Origin of the sequence: Luminiphilus syltensis NOR5-1B, assembly GCF_000158175.1 — a bacterium.
GTDB lineage: Bacteria > Pseudomonadota > Gammaproteobacteria > Pseudomonadales > Halieaceae > Luminiphilus > Luminiphilus syltensis.
This window is the reverse complement of sequence record NZ_DS999411.1, coordinates 807,080-826,990: the sequence shown is the minus strand read 5'-3', so window position 1 is coordinate 826,990 and position 19,911 is coordinate 807,080. Positions and strand designations below refer to the sequence as shown.

The 19,911-nt window shown below is 58.6% G+C and carries 14 protein-coding genes; 12 read left to right on the top strand and 2 right to left on the bottom strand.

Annotation, left to right across the window (positions count from 1 at the left end; translation table 11 throughout):
• Positions 1 to 21 precede the first annotated feature (21 nt).
• Genes nuoE through NOR51B_RS03635 form a run of 12 tightly spaced genes read left to right on the top strand, consistent with a single transcriptional unit; the run spans position 22 to position 13,545 of the window.
• Positions 22 to 513 (top strand): NADH-quinone oxidoreductase subunit NuoE, encoded by a 492-nt coding sequence (gene nuoE / locus NOR51B_RS03690; protein WP_040481736.1) that lies wholly within the window; start codon positions 22 to 24, stop codon positions 511 to 513.
• Positions 506 to 1,822: an NADH-quinone oxidoreductase subunit NuoF gene (nuoF, locus tag NOR51B_RS03685; protein WP_040481735.1), complete on the top strand. Its 1,317-nt coding sequence runs from the start codon at positions 506 to 508 to the stop codon at positions 1,820 to 1,822. Before nuoE ends, nuoF begins: the two co-directional genes overlap by 8 nt.
• Positions 1,822 to 4,575, top strand: coding sequence for an NADH-quinone oxidoreductase subunit NuoG (nuoG, locus tag NOR51B_RS03680; RefSeq protein WP_040481733.1), 2,754 nt, complete (start codon positions 1,822 to 1,824; stop codon positions 4,573 to 4,575). Before nuoF ends, nuoG begins: the two co-directional genes overlap by 1 nt.
• Entirely contained in the window at positions 4,572 to 5,525 is a 954-nt protein-coding gene (gene nuoH / locus NOR51B_RS03675; RefSeq protein ID WP_009019495.1) for an NADH-quinone oxidoreductase subunit NuoH, read from the top strand. The genes nuoG and nuoH overlap by 4 nt, the downstream gene beginning before the upstream one ends.
• 3 nt (positions 5,526 to 5,528) lie before the next feature.
• Positions 5,529 to 6,056, top strand: coding sequence for an NADH-quinone oxidoreductase subunit NuoI (gene nuoI, locus NOR51B_RS03670; protein ID WP_009021012.1), 528 nt, complete (start codon positions 5,529 to 5,531; stop codon positions 6,054 to 6,056).
• Positions 6,053 to 6,562, top strand: coding sequence for an NADH-quinone oxidoreductase subunit J (gene nuoJ / locus NOR51B_RS03665; protein ID WP_009019750.1), 510 nt, complete (start codon positions 6,053 to 6,055; stop codon positions 6,560 to 6,562). Before nuoI ends, nuoJ begins: the two co-directional genes overlap by 4 nt.
• Positions 6,562 to 6,876: an NADH-quinone oxidoreductase subunit NuoK gene (gene nuoK, locus NOR51B_RS03660; RefSeq protein ID WP_009021510.1), complete on the top strand. Its 315-nt coding sequence runs from the start codon at positions 6,562 to 6,564 to the stop codon at positions 6,874 to 6,876. The genes nuoJ and nuoK overlap by 1 nt, the downstream gene beginning before the upstream one ends.
• On the top strand, positions 6,873 to 8,708 hold the full coding sequence (nuoL, locus tag NOR51B_RS03655; RefSeq protein WP_009019252.1) for an NADH-quinone oxidoreductase subunit L: 1,836 nt from the start codon (positions 6,873 to 6,875) through the stop codon (positions 8,706 to 8,708). The genes nuoK and nuoL overlap by 4 nt, the downstream gene beginning before the upstream one ends.
• Positions 8,705 to 10,204, top strand: coding sequence for an NADH-quinone oxidoreductase subunit M (gene nuoM, locus NOR51B_RS03650; protein ID WP_009020840.1), 1,500 nt, complete (start codon positions 8,705 to 8,707; stop codon positions 10,202 to 10,204). The genes nuoL and nuoM overlap by 4 nt, the downstream gene beginning before the upstream one ends.
• The gene (locus tag NOR51B_RS03645; RefSeq protein ID WP_009019749.1) at positions 10,201 to 11,652 is read left to right on the top strand and encodes an NADH-quinone oxidoreductase subunit N; all 1,452 of its coding nucleotides are present in this window, start codon (positions 10,201 to 10,203) and stop codon (positions 11,650 to 11,652) included. The genes nuoM and NOR51B_RS03645 overlap by 4 nt, the downstream gene beginning before the upstream one ends.
• Positions 11,653 to 11,684: 32 nt before the next feature.
• Positions 11,685 to 12,101 carry a CBS domain-containing protein gene (locus NOR51B_RS03640; protein ID WP_009020311.1) on the top strand — a complete coding sequence of 139 codons (417 nt, stop codon included), beginning with the start codon at positions 11,685 to 11,687 and terminating at the stop codon, positions 12,099 to 12,101.
• A 49-nt stretch (positions 12,102 to 12,150) separates the two neighbouring features.
• Positions 12,151 to 13,545, top strand: a complete 1,395-nt coding sequence (locus NOR51B_RS03635; protein WP_040481730.1) for a dicarboxylate/amino acid:cation symporter — start codon at positions 12,151 to 12,153, stop codon at positions 13,543 to 13,545.
• Between the two features lie 71 nt (positions 13,546 to 13,616).
• On the opposite strand, the gene NOR51B_RS03630 is transcribed toward NOR51B_RS03635, so the two are convergent.
• Positions 13,617 to 13,991 (bottom strand): response regulator, encoded by a 375-nt coding sequence (locus NOR51B_RS03630; RefSeq protein WP_009020672.1) that lies wholly within the window; start codon positions 13,989 to 13,991, stop codon positions 13,617 to 13,619.
• 89 nt (positions 13,992 to 14,080) lie between these two features.
• Positions 14,081 to 19,909, bottom strand: a complete 5,829-nt coding sequence (locus tag NOR51B_RS14805) for a response regulator (protein ID WP_050759411.1) — start codon at positions 19,907 to 19,909, stop codon at positions 14,081 to 14,083.
• Between the last annotated feature and the right edge of the window lie 2 nt (positions 19,910 to 19,911).

Sequence of the window (19,911 nt, the reverse complement as noted above, 5' to 3'; positions counted from 1 at the left end):
GGATATGAGGTGGCATTGCGCATGACTGAGCTGATTCCAGCATTGAGCGATAGCGAAATCGCGGCCATCGACGCGGAGATCGCTCACGTGCCCTATCGCTCGGCGGTCGCCATTGACGCCCTGAAAATTGTACAGGCGCACCGGGGTTGGGTATCCGATGAGAGCCTGCGGGCCATCGCGCGACACCTGGAAATGTCGGCCGAAGAGCTGGACGGCGTCGCCACTTTTTACAATCTGATCTTCCGCCAGCCGGTGGGTGATCGGGTCATTCTGCTGTGCAATTCGGTGACCTGCTGGATCAAGGGCTGTGACAAGGTCCAGGCGGCGATCACCGAGAACCTCGGTATCGGCCTCGGCGAAACCACCGCCGACAATGCGTTTACGCTACTGCCCGTGACCTGTCTTGGTGCCTGCGACCGGGCGCCGGTGATGATGGTGGGGGATGACCTTCATCAGGATCTTGACCCGGCAGAGATTGAAAAGGCGCTTTCAGGGGAGCCGAACCGTGACTGACGCACCGACGCATCCACTCACCCGCAACGTTCGACCCGATCGACGGCCCACGGATATGGCGGCCTACGAGGCGAATGGCGGTTACAACAGCCTGAAGACAAACATTGGGCAGCGCACGCCTGCCGAGTGTCTGGAGATTATCAAGGACTCCAATCTGCGCGGCCGCGGTGGCGCGGGCTTTCCCACGGGTATGAAGTGGAGCTTTGTACCAATGGACAACGCCACGCCCGGACATAAGTACCTGATCTGCAATGCCGATGAAATGGAACCCGGGACTTTCAAGGACCGGCTGCTGATGGAGTGCGATCCGCATCAGCTGATTGAGGGCATGATTCTTTCCGCCTATACCCTGCAGGCCGACATTGCGTACATCTTTATTCGTGCCGAGTACCACAAGGCCATCGGCCTGCTCCGCGAGGCGATCACGGCGTGTCACGAAAAGGGCTACCTGGGAGACAACATTCTCGGCAGTGGTTTCAGCCTGGAGATGCACGTACACGTGAGTGCCGGCCGCTATATCTGTGGTGAAGAGACCGCGCTGATCAGTTCCCTCGAAGGCAAGCGTGCAAACCCTCGTGCCAAGCCGCCGTTCCCCCAGGTCAGTGGTCTATGGGGGCGTCCCACTATCGTCAACAATGTGGAAACCCTGTGCAACATTCACCATATCCTCGAATTCGGCGCCGATTGGTTCCAGGCCCTGGGCAAGGGCGAGGATGCGGGTACCAAGCTATACGGGGTCAGCGGTCGCGTAAAAAATCCCGGCTGCTGGGAGTTGCCCATCGGTACCAGCATCCGTGAAATCATCGAGGATCATGCGGGGGGAATGGAAGACGGCTACTCACTGCGAGGCTTTCTTCCCGGTGGCGGTTCAACGGACTTCCTGACACCCGAGCATCTTGATCTCGCCATGGATTACGGAACCATTGGCAAGGCCGGCAGCCGCATGGGTACCGGCACCATGATCGTCCTCGACGATAAAACCTGCCCCATCGGCTTTATTCACAATCTGACCAGCTTCTTCGCCCGGGAATCCTGCGGTTTCTGTACCCCATGCCGGGACGGCCTGCCCTGGAGTGCCCAGGTGCTCGAATCGCTGGAGAACGGCGACGGCCGGCCCGAAGATCTGGAAACACTGGCCTATCAGATCGATTACATCGGCGCGATAGGCAATACCCATTGCGCGCTGGCGCCCGGTGCCATGGAGCCCGTGCAGAGCGCACTGAAATACTTCCGTGAGGATTTTGAAGCCCATATCAACGAGGGGTGCTGCCCCTATGAACGCAGTGCCAGCGGAGGTGCCGTCAGCTAATGCCGAAGATCCGCATCGACAATCAGGAGTACGAGGTCCCCGAGGGTGCCAACCTTCTCGAATCCTGTCTTTCCGCGGGGTTGGACCTGCCGTATTTTTGCTGGCACCCCGCCATGGGTTCGGTCGGCGCCTGCCGCCAGTGTGCTGTGGTGCAGTACCAGAATGAAGAAGATACCCGCGGACGGATTGTCATGGGCTGTATGACACCGGTGACCGAGGGTGCGATTTTTTCCCTCACTGGCGACAAGGCCAGTGGGTTTCGCCAAGCAGTGATTGAATCGCTGATGCTTAACCACCCCCATGACTGCGCCGTCTGCGCCGAGGGTGGCGAATGCCACCTGCAGGATATGACGGTTATGGTGGGGCATCGCGACCGCCGCTACCGTGGACTTAAAAAGACCCATCGCAACCAGTACCTCGGTCCTCTCGTGCACCATGAGATGAACCGCTGCATTACCTGCTATCGCTGCACACGGTACTACCGCGATTACGCCGGCGGCACAGACCTTGCGGCTATGGCCAGTCACGACCACGTTTTCTTTGGCCGCCACGACGAGGGTACGCTTCAGAGCGAGTTCGCGGGCAATCTCGTCGAGGTATGCCCCACCGGGGTATTCACGGATAAAACCCTGGTCGGCCAGTACACACGAAAGTGGGACCTGCAGTCGGCGCCGTCGGTGTGCGTGGGCTGCGCTGTGGGCTGCAACACCGTGCCCGGAGAGCGCTACGGCAAGGTCAAACGCGTGCACAATCGCTTCAACGCCGAAGTGAATGGTTATTTCCTCTGCGATCGCGGGCGCTATGGTTCAGGTTACGTCAATAGCGATACGCGGCTGCCTTATCCGGGAATGCGCGGCGCGGAGGGGCGGTTTACAGCGCTGAACCACCACGATGCCCTCGCCGAATTCGAGCGGCTCACCGTCGGTCGTCGCGTCGCTGGAATAGGATCGCCGCGCGCTTCGGTGGAAGCCAACTTCCTGCTGCGTAGCCTCGTGGGTAGTGATAGCTTCGCGCCCGGGGTCTCGGAGCAGGAGCAGCCATCGCTGCAGCGCGCTACGGCGCTTATGCGGTCTACACCGGCACGGGTACCTAGCCTCGCAGATATAGAAAGTGCCGATGCAATACTGGTACTTGGCGATGACGTCACGCACACCGCTCCGCGCGTCGCGCTTGCGCTGCGCCAGAGCGTGCGCAACCGCGCCTACGAACTGGCCGCTGATATGAAATTGCAGCCCTGGCAGGACGCTGCAATCCGTAACCTCGCCCAGGAGCAACGCAGTCCTTTGGTCAGTGTGACCCCGGGCAGTACGCGGCTGGACGATGTCGCCGAGCGCACCCTGCACCTCGCTCCAGGTGAGATCGCCGAGTTTGCTTTTGCGGTTGCAGCCGCGCTTTCCGGTGGCGATTCCGCGGGTAATCCTGAAGCGGCGGCGGTGGCGCAGATGTTGAGAGACGCACGTCGCCCGCTTATCATTGCCGGCACCTCCCTGTGCGAGGAAGCGCTGCTCGATGGCGCCGCAGCTGTCGCCGGGGCGCTGGTTTCGCGAGAAGCCGACGGTACCCGTGCGCCTATGTTGTCGCTGGTCGTACCCGAGGCCAACAGTCTGGGTCAGGCGCTGCTCTGCGGTGATGATGCGCCGGATCTGGCGACGCTGACGGCGCGCGCGGAAGCGGGTGAGATCGAAACCCTCATCGTGCTCGAGAATGATCTCTATCGCCGCGGTACGGGTGAGGAGATTGACCGATTGCTCGACGCGGTTACCACTGTGATCGTGCTTGACGGTATGGACAGTGCCACCTGTTCCCGCGCCGATCTCGTACTACCCGCTGCCTCTGCTATTGAGTCCGAGGGGACTGTGGTCAGCATGGAGGGGCGCGCCCAGCGTTACTACCCGGTTTTTGTTCCGGGCGACGAACGCCACTCTTCGCTCTACTGGCTGCTGTGCTGCCTCAAGGCCGCGGATCACAAACACTTCGTCGACATCAATCACGTGGATGAAGTCATCGCAGCCTGTGCCTCGGCGGTACCGGCACTGGCCGGGATTGTCGATGCGGCCCCAGGCGGCAGCTATCGCAGTCACGGTGTGCGTATCCCGCGCCAACCCCATCGCTATAGCGGACGTACTGCCATGCGCGCCAATATCAGTGTGCACGAACCGAAGCAGCCCCAGGATGAAGAATCGCCGCTCGCCTATTCCATGGAGGGCCTGAATCGCGATGAACCAGGGTCGCTGCTGCCCTTCGTGTGGTCACCCGGTTGGAACTCGAACCAGTCGCTGCACAAGTTTCAGGACGAGGTGGGCGGTGCCCTGAGCGGCGGAACCGCCGGTGCACGCCTTATTGAGGCCGCGGGGCCGACAACGGTTCCCGAGGCCGCGACGCCAAGTTCTATCGACGCCGCTACTCTGGAACTGATTCCCCGACCGGCCATCTTCGGCAGTGATGAGCTCAGTGCGCGCAGCGCCGGGGTTCGTGACCTGATGCCCGATGCCTACCTGGAACTCAGCGTAGCAGATGCAAAGACGCTGGGTGTTGAGGCCGGGGATGGCGTGGTGTTGGGTGGCAGTGACACCGCCTTTGAAGTGCGAATCGATCCATCGCTCAGGCGAGGCTGTGTCGCCTACGCGCCGGGGCTTAACGGGTGCATTGGCCTGGTGCCCCGCAGTGGTGTGTCTTTAAGCATGGCACCCGACTGGAAACGCCGGGATGCCGACCTGATTGCTCGCGATGGCCAGGAGGGCAGCTTGTCATGACCGAGCTGTCGACCACATTATTTGGCCTCCTGATTATCGGTGCTGCGGTCGGCGGTGCCGCGGTGCTCACCTGGTTTGAGCGTCGCCTACTGGGTATCTGGCAGGATCGCTACGGGCCGAATCGCCTCGGGCCATTCGGAATCTTTCAGGTACTCGCGGATATGCTGAAGCTGCTCACCAAGGATGACTGGGTGCCACCTTTTGCCGACCGCTTCGTGTTCATACTGGCACCGACAGTCATCGTGATTGTAATGATGCTCGGATTCGCGGTTATCCCCTTCGGCCCTGAGCTACAGGTGATCGACCTCAATATCGGCTTGCTGTTCTTTCTGGGAATGTCGTCACTGGCGGTCTATAGCGTGCTTCTTGGCGGGCTGGCCTCGAACAACAAATATGCGCTGCTCGGTGGTTTGCGCAGCGCCGCACAAATGGTCAGTTACGAGGTCTTCATGGGTTTGTCGCTCATGGGTGTGGTCATGCTCGCGGGCAGTTTCAGTCTGCGTGACATCGTTCTGGCCCAGGAAGGGCTGTGGTACTGCATTCCCCAGTTCCTCGGCCTGGTGACCTTTACCATCGCCGGTATCGCCGAAAGTCACCGGCTGCCCTTTGATCTGCCGGAGGCCGAGCACGAGCTGACGGCCGGCTTCCACACCGAATACGGCGGTATGAAATTCGCCATGTTCATGCTCGGAGAATACGTCGGGCTTATTCTGATCTGCTGCATGATGACCGTGCTGTTCTTCGGTGGTTGGATGGGGCCGTTGCTGCCTCCCATCGTCTGGTTCTGCATCAAGGTGTTTGTGCTGATCTGTTTCTTTGTACTCCTGCGTGCCGCGATACCACGGCCGCGCTACGACCAGCTTATGGGCCTGGGCTGGAAATACATGCTACCGCTGACGCTGATCAATTTGCTGTTCACGGGCGCGTTTTTACTGGTTATGGAGAGCTAGCAGATGTGGGAAGCGATTCGCAGCCAGCTCGTGACGATGTGGACCATCCTGCAGCACACGTTTACGCGTTCGGAAACCGTGCAGTACCCCGAAGAGAAGCCGTACCTGGCACCGCGCTATCGCGGCAGGATTGTGCTGACCTGCGACCCGGACGGCGAAGAGCGCTGCGTCGCCTGCAATCTATGCGCGGTGGCGTGCCCTGTGGACTGCATTGCCCTTCAACAGGCCACCAAGGAGGATGGTCGCTGGTACCCGGAATTTTTCCGCATCAATTTTTCCCGTTGCATTATGTGCGGTATGTGCGAGGAGGCTTGCCCTACCAACGCCATCCAGCTCACGCCGGATTTTGAGATGTGTGAGTACGACCGCCAGAGCATGGTGTACGAGAAGGAGCATCTTCAGATCGCCGGTACCGGTAAGTACCACGATTACAACTACTACCGTGTGGCCGGCATGGCCATCGCCGGCAAGGATAAGGGCGAGGCGAAGAACGAGGCGCCGCCCATCGATGTGAAGAGTCTGATGCCATGACCGTGCTGCTCTTTTATCTGACAGCAGCCCTTGCCGTGTTTGCGACGGTGGTGGCGCTGACCCGCGCCAACGCCGCCCATGCGTTGATTTACCTGATACTTTCTTTGCTCGCCGTTGCGGTGATGTTCTTCATGCTCGGTGCGCCTTTTGCAGCGGCACTGGAAGTGCTGATCTATGCCGGTGCGATTATGGTGCTGTTCGTATTCGTGATCATGATGCTGAACCTCGGTGACGCCGGAGAGGAACAGGAGCGCGGCTGGCTCGATGCTCGTCTGTGGATTGTGCCGGGGCTACTGACCACGGTGCTGTTGGTGGAGATGTTGCTTGTATTCGGCGAGTCCGGCGTGACCACCTCCGGCCACAGCGTATCTCCGAAGGAGGTCGGTATCTCACTGTACGGCCCCTACGTGCTCGCCGTGGAATTGGCGTCCATGCTGCTGATGGCGGCACTGGTCGGTGCTTATCATGTGGCCCGGCGCTTTATTGACCGCCCGGGAGACATCTGATGGACGGCCTGCTGATACCCCTTGAGCACGTGTTGCTGGTTGCCGGCATCCTGTTCGCCTGCGGCCTCGGCGGTCTCATGCTGCGGCGTAATCTGCTGTTCATGCTCATGTCACTGGAAGTCATGCTGAACTCGGCGGCGCTGGCGTTTATTGCTGCCGGTGCACGCTGGCAGGAGGCGGATGGCCAGGTCATGTTTCTGCTGGTGCTCACGGTGGCAGCCGCAGAAGTGGCAGTGGGGCTTGGTCTGGTACTGCAGATCCAGCGCCGCTACCGCACCCTGGACATGGACGCGGTGACGAGGTTACAGGAATGAATCTGGCACTGGCCGCCATCCCGGGACTCCCAATGCTGTCTGCGACGCTGCTGATTCTCTTCGGCCGGCAGATTCCCCGTTCCCTGGGCGCGGTGCTGGGGGCGGGCTCGGTCGGTCTCTCCGCGGTGCTGGTCGCGGGTCAGCTGCTGGCTTATCTCGATACCCCTACCGTGGTTACCGCGACCCTATGGACCTGGATGTCGGTGGCGGATTTCAGCGCCGCCATTGCCTTCCACATAGACGGACTCACCGTAGTGATGATGTCGGTGATCACCGGTGTGGGCTTTCTCATTCACGTGTACTCCGTGGAGTTTATGTGGGAGGACGAAAGCTTCAGCCGCTACTTTGCGTACATGAACCTGTTCGTTGGTTCGATGCTCCTGCTGGTGATGGCCGATAACCTGCTGCTGCTCTTCCTCGGTTGGGAAGGAGTGGGCATGTGCTCTTACCTGCTGGTCGGGTTCTGGTACAAGAATCCTGCCAATGGCGCGGCCGCACGCAAGGCCTTCGTGGTCACACGCGTCGGCGATGCCCTCATGGCCCTCGGTCTGTTCGTACTCTTTACCGACCTCGGGACCCTGGATATCCAGCCGCTGCTGCTAGCGGCGAATCTCAACTGGGAGGTGGGCGGCACAGTGCCGGTACTGGCTACGGCGCTGCTACTCGGTGGCGCGGTGGGTAAGTCGGCGCAGCTGCCGCTGCACACCTGGCTACCCGATGCCATGGCCGGTCCCACACCTGTATCGGCGCTGATTCACGCGGCGACCATGGTGACCGCAGGAGTCTATCTGGTGGCACGGCTTCACGGCCTATTCCTACTGGCTCCGGCGACGTTGACTGCAGTGGCCTGGGTCGGTCTGGCCACGCTGCTGCTGGCGGCGTCTGCGGCATTGGTGCAGCAGGATATAAAGCGCATTCTGGCCTACTCGACCATCAGCCAGATCGGCTATATGTTTCTGGCCCTGGGTGTGGGTGCCTTCAGCTTTGGTATTTTCCACCTGATGACACATGCCTTCTTCAAGGCATTGTTGTTCCTCGGCGCCGGTGCCGTCAGCCACTGCCTTCATCATGAACTCAATATTTTCCGCATGGGTGGCCTGCGCACGCGGCTGCCGGTGGTGTTTCTCAGTTTTCTCATCGGCAGTGCCGCGCTTGCCGCGCTGCCCTTTACTGCCGGTTTCTACAGTAAGGATGGCATTCTCCTGTCGGCGTTTACGGCGCCCGGAATCGGCCCCTGGCTCTGGGCGGGCGGCCTCCTCGGCGCACTGCTCACGAGTATTTACAGTTTCCGCCTCTTGTTTGTGGCATTTTTTGGCGAGGCGCAAACCGAGCCTGATCGAAAGCCCGGTCTGCCCATGGCCATCCCGCTATTAATCCTGTGCGCGCTGTCTCTGTTGGGTGGGCTGATTAGCCAGCCTCTTGACGGTGTGCTGCCAGACGCAGGGCACCCGCAAGTGCCCCACCTGATCGAGTGGATCAGCATTGGTGTTCCACTATTGGGCGTGGCCTATGCCTATTACGCCTACATCGTCCGGCGTCCGAGTTCGTCACCGGCTGAGGCAGGCGGCGATTCTCCGGTCGAGGGTTTCCTCTTTGCCGGCTGGCGGGTCGACGCGCTGTATAACTTACTGCTGGTGACTCCCTACAGGACGCTGGCCCGCTGGTGCCAGGGAGAGCCGATCGATCACTTCTATAACGGCGTGGTTTCCCTGAACCGGCTTTGTCACCGAGGACTGGCGGCGCTACAGACCGGTGAACTTCGCTGGTATGCCACCACCTTTGTTATCGGTCTGATCGCGGTGGTTGCGATTGTTCTGAGGTCGGCACCATGAGCCTTTCACTGCTGATCTTCCTGCCGTTACTCGGCGGTGTGGCCGCCTGGCTGGCCGAGCGGGTCAATCCTGACCTGCCGCGCTGGATATCGTTGCTGACCTGCCTGTTGGTTCTGCTGGTGCTTACCTCCAGTGGGCTGTCAGCCTTGGCTGATCCGGCAAGCAGTCAGTGGCTGCTGTACTCCCAGACCGACTGGATACCGCGCTTCGGAATTTCCTTTGAGCTGGCTCTCGATGGATTTAGCCTGCTCCTGCTGGTGCTCACTTTCGTACTGGGTTTGATTGCCGTCGCGGCGTCCTGGTCGGAGGTCGAGGAGCGCCACGGTTTTTTCCAGGCCAATCTGCTGTGGACACTCGCCGGCGTTGCCGGTGTGTTTCTGGCCATGGATCTGATCCTGTTTTTCCTCTTCTGGGAAGTGATGCTGGTACCCATGTACCTCCTGATCGCGATCTGGGGCCACGAAAACCGCGGTTACGCGGCCATGAAGTTCTTCATTTTTACGCAGGTATCGGGTCTGCTGATGCTGCTGGCCATTGTGGTCCTGGCGTGGCAAGGCGCGGCGCTGACCGGCAAGCTCAGCTTCAGCTACGGCGATCTGCTGGGGCTCGATCTGCCTCCGGAGCTCGCGTTCTGGCTGATGCTCGGATTTTTCCTGGCCTTTACGGTCAAGCTGCCGGGCTTTCCTTTTCACACCTGGCTGCCCGATGCACACACCCAGGCACCGACCGCGGGCAGCGTGTTGCTGGCGGGTATTCTTTTGAAAACCGGTGCCTACGGGCTGCTTCGGTTCACCGTGCCGCTGTTTCCCGAGGCGTCGCAGACCCTGGCGCCGGTGGCCATGCTGCTCGGGGTTGCCGGTATCATTTATGGCGCGTTACTGGCTTTTGCGCAGACCGATTTCAAGCGTCTCGTGGCCTATTCGAGCGTTAGCCACATGGGCTTCATACTGCTGGGCGTTTACGCCTTCAACGAGCTGGCACTGCAGGGCGCGGTAATGCAGATGGTGACCCACGGGGTCAGCACCGCGGCGCTGTTCATGATGGCCGGTGCATTGCAGCACCGTTTGCACACGCGTGATATGCGCAAGATGGGTGGGCTCTGGCAGCAGGCACCGCGCATGGGCGCCTGCGCGATGTTTTTTGTGCTCGCCTCGCTGGGCCTGCCTGGACTCGGCAATTTTGTGGCCGAATTTCTGGTGCTGCTCGGTCTCTTTGCCGTAGCACCGTGGATGACAGCGGCGGCCGCCGTGGGCATGGTGACCGCGGCGATCTATGCCCTGTGGTTGATGCAAAGCGCCTTCCAGGGGCAGCCCGACGACGATCGGCAGATGGCTGATTTCGGTGTCCGCGAAATGACCACTATGGCCGTCATGATGGTGGCGCTGCTGTGGATGGGTCTTTACCCGCAGCCGATACTCGACCTGGCGGCACCCGCGGTGCAGAGCGTGTCCAACCTGCTGCCGGCAAATACCCTTGTCGCCGGAGTCGCCCCATGACGCCGTCTGCTGACTTCAGTCTGATCATGCCGGTAATCGTGCTCGGTGTGGGCGCAACGGCGGTCATGCTGCAGGTCGCGGCGCGGCGTTCGCCCGAGCTGACACGCTTCTCGACGTTGCTGGTACTGATAGCGGCATTGGCGTCTTCCGTCTGGATCGGAAGCCCGGAGCCGGGCATTGGGCAGGCGGTCACACCGCTGCTCCAGGCAGATGATATGGCGCGCCTGTTCGCCGCGCTGTTCTGCGCCTCCGCGGCCCTGTGCGTCATGCTGTCCCGAGATTATCTGCCGGGTCTCAGCGACCAGGGCGATGAGTACTATCTTCTACTGTTGCTGGCGACCCTGGGCGCTGTGGTGCTGGCCTATGCCAGCCATGTGGCGTCACTGCTGTTAGGGCTCGAGCTGATGTCTGTTGCCCTTTATGCGTTGATCGCCTACCCGTCCCGTGTGGCGCCGGCGGCAGAGGCGGCGACCAAGTATCTGGTCCTTTCGGGCGGTGCGTCGGCCACCTTATTGTTTGGTTTTGCGCTGCTCTATGCGGCGACCGGCAGCCTGGCGTTTCCTGAGATCGGTGCGGGTTTGCAGAGCGCAACATTGGGCAGTGCGGTAACGGCCATCGCCACGGTGCTCGTGATAACGGGAGTGTGCTTTAAGTTGTCTGCGGCGCCGTTCCACCTGTGGACGCCCGATGTTTATGAGGGCTCCCCGGCTCCGGTAACCGCTTTCCTGGCCACTGTGGCCAAGGCAGCGCCGTTCGTCGCACTGATTCGCTTCCTGTTCGACGCGCAATTATTCGATCTGCCAGGCGTGGTTGAGGTGCTGGGCGTGCTCGCCGTGTTGAGCATGCTGGTGGGTAATTTACTGGCACTGCTGCAGCGCAATGTGAAGCGCATGCTCGCCTACTCATCGATTGCTCATATCGGTTATGCACTGATTATCTTTACTGTGGCCGCTGATCCGGTAAACCGGGCGCTCGCCGGCGAGGCGGCGGTTTTCTACCTGGTCGCCTACGTGCCGACAACCATCGCCGCCTTCGGTCTTTTGGCGTTGGTCAATCCGGGCGGGGAGGGTCAGGACCACGCTGAGGTCCAAGATCTGTCCGGTCTGTTCTGGCGCGATCCGATGCTCGCCATATTGATGCTGGTAGCGCTGCTGTCCCTGGCGGGCATTCCACTCACTGCAGGTTTTATCGGCAAGTTTTACCTGTTTGCGGCAGCGGTCTCGGGGTCGCACTGGGTGTTGTTGGCAGCGCTTGTACTCGGCAGCGCGATTGGTATCTATTATTACCTGCGGGTGATTTTCCAGATGAGCCAGAAGCCCGCGGAGCACGAACTTACCTGGACCATGGATGGGGGCATGCGCGCCGTCGCGCTGTTATTGACTGTGGCTATACTGGGCCTTGGCATCGTGCCGCAGGCCCTGATGGAGTACATTCGAGGGATGTTTTAGCAGCAGGCGCCGCCGGCGTCGGGAGAATAATTATGCTGAAGTCTGTGAACCTCCGCGATTACATGTTGAAAAATCCGGTGACCGTTAAGCCGACGGACAACGTTTTCGAGGCGATGAAAAAGATCAGTGAAAATAAGATCTCCGGTCTGTGCGTGATAGAGGGGGACGGCAGTCTCGTGGGGGTACTCTCCGAGATGGATTGCCTGCGCGCGGTACTGGCCGCGATTTACAACGAACATAATTTTGGGCCGGTTAGCGACTACATGACCGCGGAAAATCTGGTGATTGCGCATCCGGGAGAAGACATTGTCGATGTTGCCGAAGATATGCTGCGCCAGAACAAACGGCGCCGGCCGGTGGTGGAAAATGGCAAGCTTATCGGGCAGATCACCATACGCCAGCTGCTCAAGGCGGTAGCCGAGTTTAGAGCGACCAGCGCCCCCCACTGAAGACCGCTCAGTAAATCCTTTTGCCAGCACCAGTCATCGGGTGGTCAATATGTCGTTCTCTCGTCAGCCATTGGGTTATCTCGAATATCTCAACCCCCGCTCCCTCAAGTACCTGAATTCGCATCTGGTTTCACTGGTCGAAGGGCGCCTTTGGCTGAAGGTGTTGTTGGGTATGTTTGCGGGCCTTCTGGTCGGCATATTGCTAGGCCCGGGGGCCGGATTCGTGTCTGTGAGCACCGGACTGGTGGTTGGCAACTGGCTCGCACTACCCGGTCATCTGTTTCTGGCGGTGATCCAGATGATTGTGGTGCCTCTGGTTTTTGCGTCCGTCATCCGTGGATTGGCTGCCAGCGAAAACCTCGAGCAGTTGCGTCGCCTGGGGCTCTGGGTGACCGGATTCTTTGTCGTAACGACTGCCGTTGCAGCGTCCATTGGCCTCGCATTGGCCGCCATTCTTGGACCCGGTCGTAGTCTGGCAGGGACCGTCGCTAAAGCCGACAGTGGAGCCCCGGACGTGCCGGTCACTGCGGTTCCGGGCGTTGCAGATTTACCGCAGGCATTGGTTGGTTTGTTGCCGGGAAATCCGCTCAGCTCCATGGCACAGGGAGAGATGCTCCAAGTCGTGCTCTTTTCCGTGGTCATGGGGGTGGCGCTGGTCTCCATGCCGCCGGTGCAGTCACGCCCATTGTTGGACCTGCTCGAGTCGCTGCAACAGGTCTGTATGACGGTGGTTCGCTGGGCAATGCGTCTGGCGCCGTTGGCGGTTTTCGGGCTTATGGCCAGGCTGACAAGCCAGATTGGTTTTTCCGCCCTCGCGAGCATGGCGTTTTACGTCATTACCGTCATTACGGGGCTTCTGCTGATGCTCGCAGTGTATCTGGTGCTGCTTGCGCTCTTTGGACGGCAGCGTCCCGTCGCTTTCCTGAGGGCATCCCGCGAACTGTTACTGCTCGCGTTTTCGACCTCGAGCTCCGCCGCGGTGATGCCTCTGTCGATCAAAACCGCCGAGGAATCCCTTCAGGTGAGGCCCTCTATTGCCCAGTTTGTTATTCCACTGGGTGCCACGATCAACATGACCGGGACAGCGCTGTATCAGGGCGTCGCGGCCATGTTTCTTGCCCAGGTATACGGCATCGATATCGGATTGGGCGGCATGCTGCTCGTTGTCGCTATGGCAGTCGGTGCGGCGGTGGGATCACCGGGTACACCGGGCATCGGTATTGTTATCCTGGCGATGGTACTCACTACGGTTGGCATCCCCGCGGAGGGCGTTGCGCTGATTATGGGGGTCGACAGAATTCTGGATATGTGCCGGACCTCGCTGAACGTCGCCGGTGATCTGGTTGCGGCGAGCATCATGGATCGCTGGCTGGATTATGGTGATACGCAAGTCGATACGGTGCAGCAAGATCAGGAGCCAAAAGTATCAGATGCCAATGACTGAGCTTGCGGCTATCAGCGCTGGAGACATCGCCAGCGGGAGGCTGCCACTTTGCGAAGGCGGGGAACTACGGGTTATGGGCTGAGAGCTTTCGCCACGGTTTCCAGAAGTGCCTCAGGATTGATGGGTTTCTGCAGCGCTGCGTAATATGAGCCCTTGAGATCCTCGCCAAGTGCCTCCACCCCTGCTGACGAAACAATGATGACGGGAATTTCAAAGGTCATCGGATCACTGCAGAGATGCCACAGTACTTCTCGACCAGTCATTCCGGGCATAAGGAGATCGAGAAGAATCACGTCAGGCTGGGGCTCCGTTGCGGCGATCTTCAGCGCTCGTTCGCCATCTTTTGCCGCTTCAACCCGGTAATGCGAGTTCAATATGCCGCTCATCAGCGCAATCTGCTCCGCGGTATCGTCGACTACAAGTACGGTTTTTCGGCTGTCATTCATATCCTTGCTCCTATCTTTTTTGTGGCGCATCTTTAGGAAAGTATCTATAGAAGTGGCAATGGAAAGATTTTCACAGAGCCGCTTTGTGCTTAGGCCAAAGCAGTATCAAGTGCATCCAGGTACTCTAGCGCTGCATCGAAATCATATTCCTCCATGGCAGCATTTACCTTTTTGAGCAGAGGCTTATGTAGGACTAATGAGGGTTCAACCGACAATTCTTCGACGACATCCGACGCTTCAGTATCAAAGTTTTCGAGAAGATCCCGTAACCTGCCCAGAATCGCTTTGATCTCTTCAGGTGAACGCCCAGAACCGTTGGCGGTTGCCGATTCCTCAGGCGCGGTGATCGGCCCGAGTCCCACAAGCACCTGGGCCAATAACGACTGAACAAAGACCAGTTGTTCCCGCAGCGCGTTATTAGGTTCTCCGGCATCGCAGGCATGTTCAAGCTTGCCGGCCTCCGCCTGCAGTTCTAATGCACCAATATTACCTGACACCCCCTTAAGCGTGTGGGCAAGGCGGGTCGCAGTGTCTTGGTCTCCCGCATCGAGGGCTGCTGAAAATTCCTTCTCGAAGTTAACGTTGCCGTCTCGGAATTTACCCAATAACCGTCGATACAGCTTCATATTACCACCGGTAGTACCGAGGCCCCGGTTGGTGTCAATACCCGGGAGCTCGGGCAGCGCTTCCTCTTCTATCGGTAGTTCTGCGCTCGCTTCGGGTTCGGCGACTGGATTGGCAGGGGAGATCCATTTCGCCATGGTCTTGAAGAGGTCCGCGAGATTAATAGGCTTGGCGATGTGGTCGTTCATGCCCGCTTCGATGACTTTTTCCTTGTCACCCACCATGGCGTTGGCGGTCATTGCCAGTACGGGAAGGTCCTTTGTGGCTGGGTTATTACGAATATGACGTGTCGCCTCATAACCGTCCATAACGGGCATCTGGCAATCCATTAGCACCCCATCAAACTGGTGCGCGGCAATCAGGTCGAGGGCCTCCTGGCCATTATTGGCCACCTGAACAGTCATACCATGGGTTGTGAGGATTTCCACCGCCAGCTCCTGGTTAATCTCGTTATCCTCAACCAGCAACACCTGAGCCCCGCGCAACTCAGCGGCGAACTCTTTAACCGCTTGCTTTCTGTCTCCGCCCCGCGGGTTCTCTGCGACCTCTCTACCCATTGCCCTCATGATTTCATCGAGTAGCGAAGATGCGGTAGCAGGCTTCGTCAGAAATCCAGAGATTGCGAGACCACCGGCGCCTTCCTGCATTTCCTCACGGCCGAAGGCCGTGATCATTATGATCTTGGGCTGATTTTTTAGGGTTGTATCCTCTTGGATCAACTGGCCAGTCTGGACGCCATCCAGCCCCGGCATGCGCCAGTCGAGCATCACCAGTTTGAAGGGCTCGTCTGCGTCAGCCGCTTTGATCATCTCAACGGCCTGCCTGCCCCCGGACGCGGTCTTGATCTGAAAACCAAGAGATTCGAGTATCGCCGCGAGGATCTCCCGGGCCGACTGATTATCATCAACAACGAGGATTGGCAGCGGTCCGAGATCGTCGGGAGCAACGGTCGGCTCGGGTATTTCACCCTGCTGCTTCTCAAAACAGGCCGTGAACTGGAAATCACTGCCAACTCCCGGCTCACTCTCTACCCAGATCTCACCATCCATCATCGCGACGAGCTGTTTACTGATGGCGAGACCGAGTCCTGTACCGCCATACTTCCTGGTGGTCGAAGAATCAGCCTGAGAAAAGGACTGGAAAAGCCGCGACTGTTGCTCCTTGTTCATGCCGATACCGCTGTCCCGCACGCTGAAGTGCATACGGACCTCTGCGTTACTTTCCTCCTCAACCCGCACAGCAACCACGACCTCACCATCCTCAGTAAACTTAACGGCGTTATTGCCAAGGTTGATAAGGATCTGGCTTAGCCGTAACGGGTCACCAATGAGCGCGGTGGGCAGATCCGGCGGCACATCGAGGAGCAGCTCGAGACCATGATCCTCCGCTTTGAGGCCAACAAGACTTACCAGGTTGTCCATTACATCGTCGAGACGGAAGTCCACTGCCTCGATATCGAGCTTTCCTGCCTCGATCTTCGAAAAGTCGAGAATATCGTTGATAATCCCGAGCAGCGATTCTGCCGAGCGATGCACTTTTTCAATATAGTTGCGCTGCTTGCTGGTGAGGTCTGTCTGCAGTGCGAGGTGGGACATGCCGATAATGGCGTTCATCGGCGTGCGGATCTCATGGGACATGTTGGCGAGGAAATCACTTTTCGCCTGATTGGCGTCGTCGGCGATCTCCATGGCATGGTTCAGTTCGGTGACGTCTGACAGCACCGAGCCCACTGCAAAGCACTCTCCTTTGGCATCAAAGACCGGAAACTTGTAAGAAAGGAAAACTCGCACTTCCCCTTCGGCGTTCTTAATTCGTGCTTGACCCTGAATAACATCTCCAGATTCGACGACGGCACTATCTTCCTGTTCCGACCTCTCAGCGAGTTCTGCAGGAAGCAGTTCACGGGTTGTGAAGCCAACCACTCCACTCCGGGTCAGGGACATCACTTGCCTCCAAATCTTATTGACAAGCAAGTATCTGCTATCGAGGTCCTTAACTGAAATCGCCGCGGGGGAATTATCGAGCACCGTCTGAAAAAGATACCGGCTCTCGCTGAGCTCCTCGGTGCGGGCCTCTACCTTGTCCTCGAGCTCATCACGCGCAAGCAGCAACGCCTTATTGGCCCTGGAGGCGACCCAGGTTGTGAGCCCAAGAAGACTCAGCGCCAAGGTCAGTGATATCCCCAGCACCGCATAAAGAATGTTTTCGGCAAGCACATATGAATCAAGAGCTTCTGACTCATCGATTTCCGCAGCGATGCCAATATCAAGCTCTGGAACCCAGACCCATGCCGACAGCACGCGACGACCCCGATAATCCCGGGCACCATCAGGAATGGCCCCCGTCTCGCGCTGCAGGGCGGCCTGAAACATTGCCGTTGTCGGCCATCTGGAGGGAGAACGATTGGGCGTAAATCCCTCTGTCAGATCGCCACCCGGGTCGGTCAGTCGCAGGTATGCCACTGTTGAGCCGCCCTTGGGTAGCCGTCCTAATTCGGCCAGTTGCTCTGAAAAGCGGCTGTTCGAAAGCATTAATCCGCTCTGGTCAAATGCGTAGGTTTCACCGCTCTGCCCAACCACCGCATTGCCCAGACTTGAGGTGAACTCAGCACCGGGATCAACTGTGGCGACGACTGCTGCTATGGGACGACCGGCGTGATCAATGATAGGCGCTGCAAAATACATTTCGCTACGGGAGGCACCGGTCTCGTCGGTCAGGCGCCGGGGAGGAATAAAAGTGGTGTTGCCTGCAAAAACTGTTTGGCGTAGCTCGGGCATCAGATGGCTAAGCCCGGGGTCACTGTCAAAGACCGATGTGCCATCGCGGAGCAGAACTGTTAGGCGTGAGGCGTCTTCTCTTGAGGGGATGAGATCCGAGAGTACTCGCTGCTTCTCGACCCCTTCGACAAAGCCATTCTGCGCAGATGAATGCATAGTAAATACGGTCTCCAGAAAAGGCTCATTGGCAAGCCGGCTGACGAGCCGCATTTCCGCTCTCGCCCAGCGCTGCATGGACTCCGATGCGGCCCTCGCCACCGTGGCCAGGGTATCAGCGGCCCGGGCGCGGACGATGCGCTCCTGTCGAGTTAACGCATACTGGGCTGCAAGGAACGTAAAGGCCACAACACCAATGACTGCAAACAGCGTCAGATAGCGGAGTCGGCCGGATTGATAGAGCTTCTGTATATCGCCGCCGCGACCACTCAACCACCAGAAGCCCCCCATAAAAATTAGAATGAGGCCAATTGCCAGCAGAATATTTTCGAGGCGCGGTAAAAGGCTGCTTTCATCAAGTGAACCGCTGCCCTGGCCCGATAGGGTGTCCGTCGACTCAGCGACATCAGCCCCAATCCATCGTGCCCGGTATTCGGCGCGTGCTGCCGGTGAAATATTGTCTATTAACCGGTTCAGAATGGGGATCAGTTCGGGCCAGTCATTGCGGACACCCATAGCCAGTTGATAACTGTATTCTGTTCGAAAGTTGACCCGAATATTTTCCAGATTCAGTTCATCGACGATGTACGCCGCTGAGTATTGGTTGGCGAGCATAGCTCCAAGCTCTTTGCGAGCAACCTTCTTTAGGCCCTCGGCAACAGAGGCCACCGCAACAAAATTGGCTTCGGGGTAACGGTCCCGGGCCCACTCCTCAACTGCGTATCCCCCTACGACCCCTATGGACTGATCGCCGAGGTCGCTGACCCGCAACAGATCAGGGGCATCATCGAGGGTTAATACCGCCGTGGGCATACTGAGGTAGGGCTTGGAAAACAACAGGTAGGATTCGCGTTCCGCGGTGCGGGTCAGGCCTGCAAAAATATCGACCTCCTTGCGCTGGGCACGCTTCAGGACATCCTCCCAGCTCAAGCCACGAACAGGATTGAACCTCACCCCCAGGGCACTGCTTGCCGCCCGCGCGTATTCAGCGACGATACCCGTGTATTCACCCCGGTTATTCACAAATTCGAAGGGTGGCCAGTTGGCATCCCGGCCCAGAAGCATGCCAGGGTGATTACGCAGCCAGGCAGACTCTTCAGGACTTAGCTTGAGGGTGGAGCTCGATGCTGCGAGGGTCTCGGCATCGACCCACCTGCTCATAATTGTCTTGCGCTCGCCGTTTGTCAGCGAGCTGATCGCTTTCGACAGGATGTCCCGCAGGATGGGTTGTTCCTGGCGTACCGCCATGCGGATTGGCATCAGGGAATTACCCGTTCCCAGCTCCCGCAGATTCTGTAGGCCACGACGATCGGCTTCTTTCAGCACAGCACTTTTCGTCGCAAGAATGCCATCAACTTCTCCGGCCTCAAGCCGATCCAGCGCCACCGCCACCGATTTGACGCTGACTACGTTCAGGTCAGGGAACGCATCCAGAATAAGACCGTCTTTTGGAGCGTTCTCGGGCAGAGCGATGCGTTTGTCATACAGCTGATTCACCCCATTTAAGGGGGATTCAGCCAACACATAAGCAGCGATTTCAAGGTTCATGTAATGACTGGTAAGCAGCCGACCTTGCAATCGCGAAGACACCTGGGTAACTGCGGGTATCAGGTCGATGTCCCCATCGACCAGTTTTCTCTTGAGAATGGGGTTACGCACCGGATCCGTCAGTTGAAACTCGAGGCCGGTCTTGCGCCGCAATGCATCGAGGACATCGACAATAGTCCCTTTGACTCGGCCCTGATCATCTATAAACAGATGCGGGGCCCAATCCATCTCGCGACCCACGCGAATCACTGGATTCTCTTCAATCCATCGCCGCTCCTTTTCAGTCAGCACCAGCGGCTGCCAGTTCATATCGAGTACCAGTCCGGATTCGATCAGATGCTCTGCCGTCTCCCGCAGCGTATCGACGGCACTGGACAGTTTGTCCCAGTTGCGGCGGTATTCCCGTGAGGACATCAGCGCCTGGGCTTCCTCAAGCCTCCCGGCGTCATAATCATCAAAGGCACGACTCTCAATGCCGTGAAGCGAATCGGCGGCTTCAAGAAGACGGCGCATGGCTAGCTGATCCGAGGACTGGTAGTCGCGTTCGAGTTCTCCCAGCGCGGCGTCAAAATTTTCAGTGGCGGACCGATAGCGGTCGAGCCAAAACGTGTCTCCGGTATAAACATATTGTGATGCTGACCCGTAAAGCACCTCGTTTTGCAGCTCAATGGTCTGAACAAGCTGAACAAGGCGAACGACGTAATTCTCTGATCGGCCGCCTTCGGTACGATCCTGAGCAAAGGCTGCACAACTGATAGTGACTGCGAGCAGCAAAAGAGCGGCCAGCAGATTGCGCCTCTCGCCCCTCGACACTC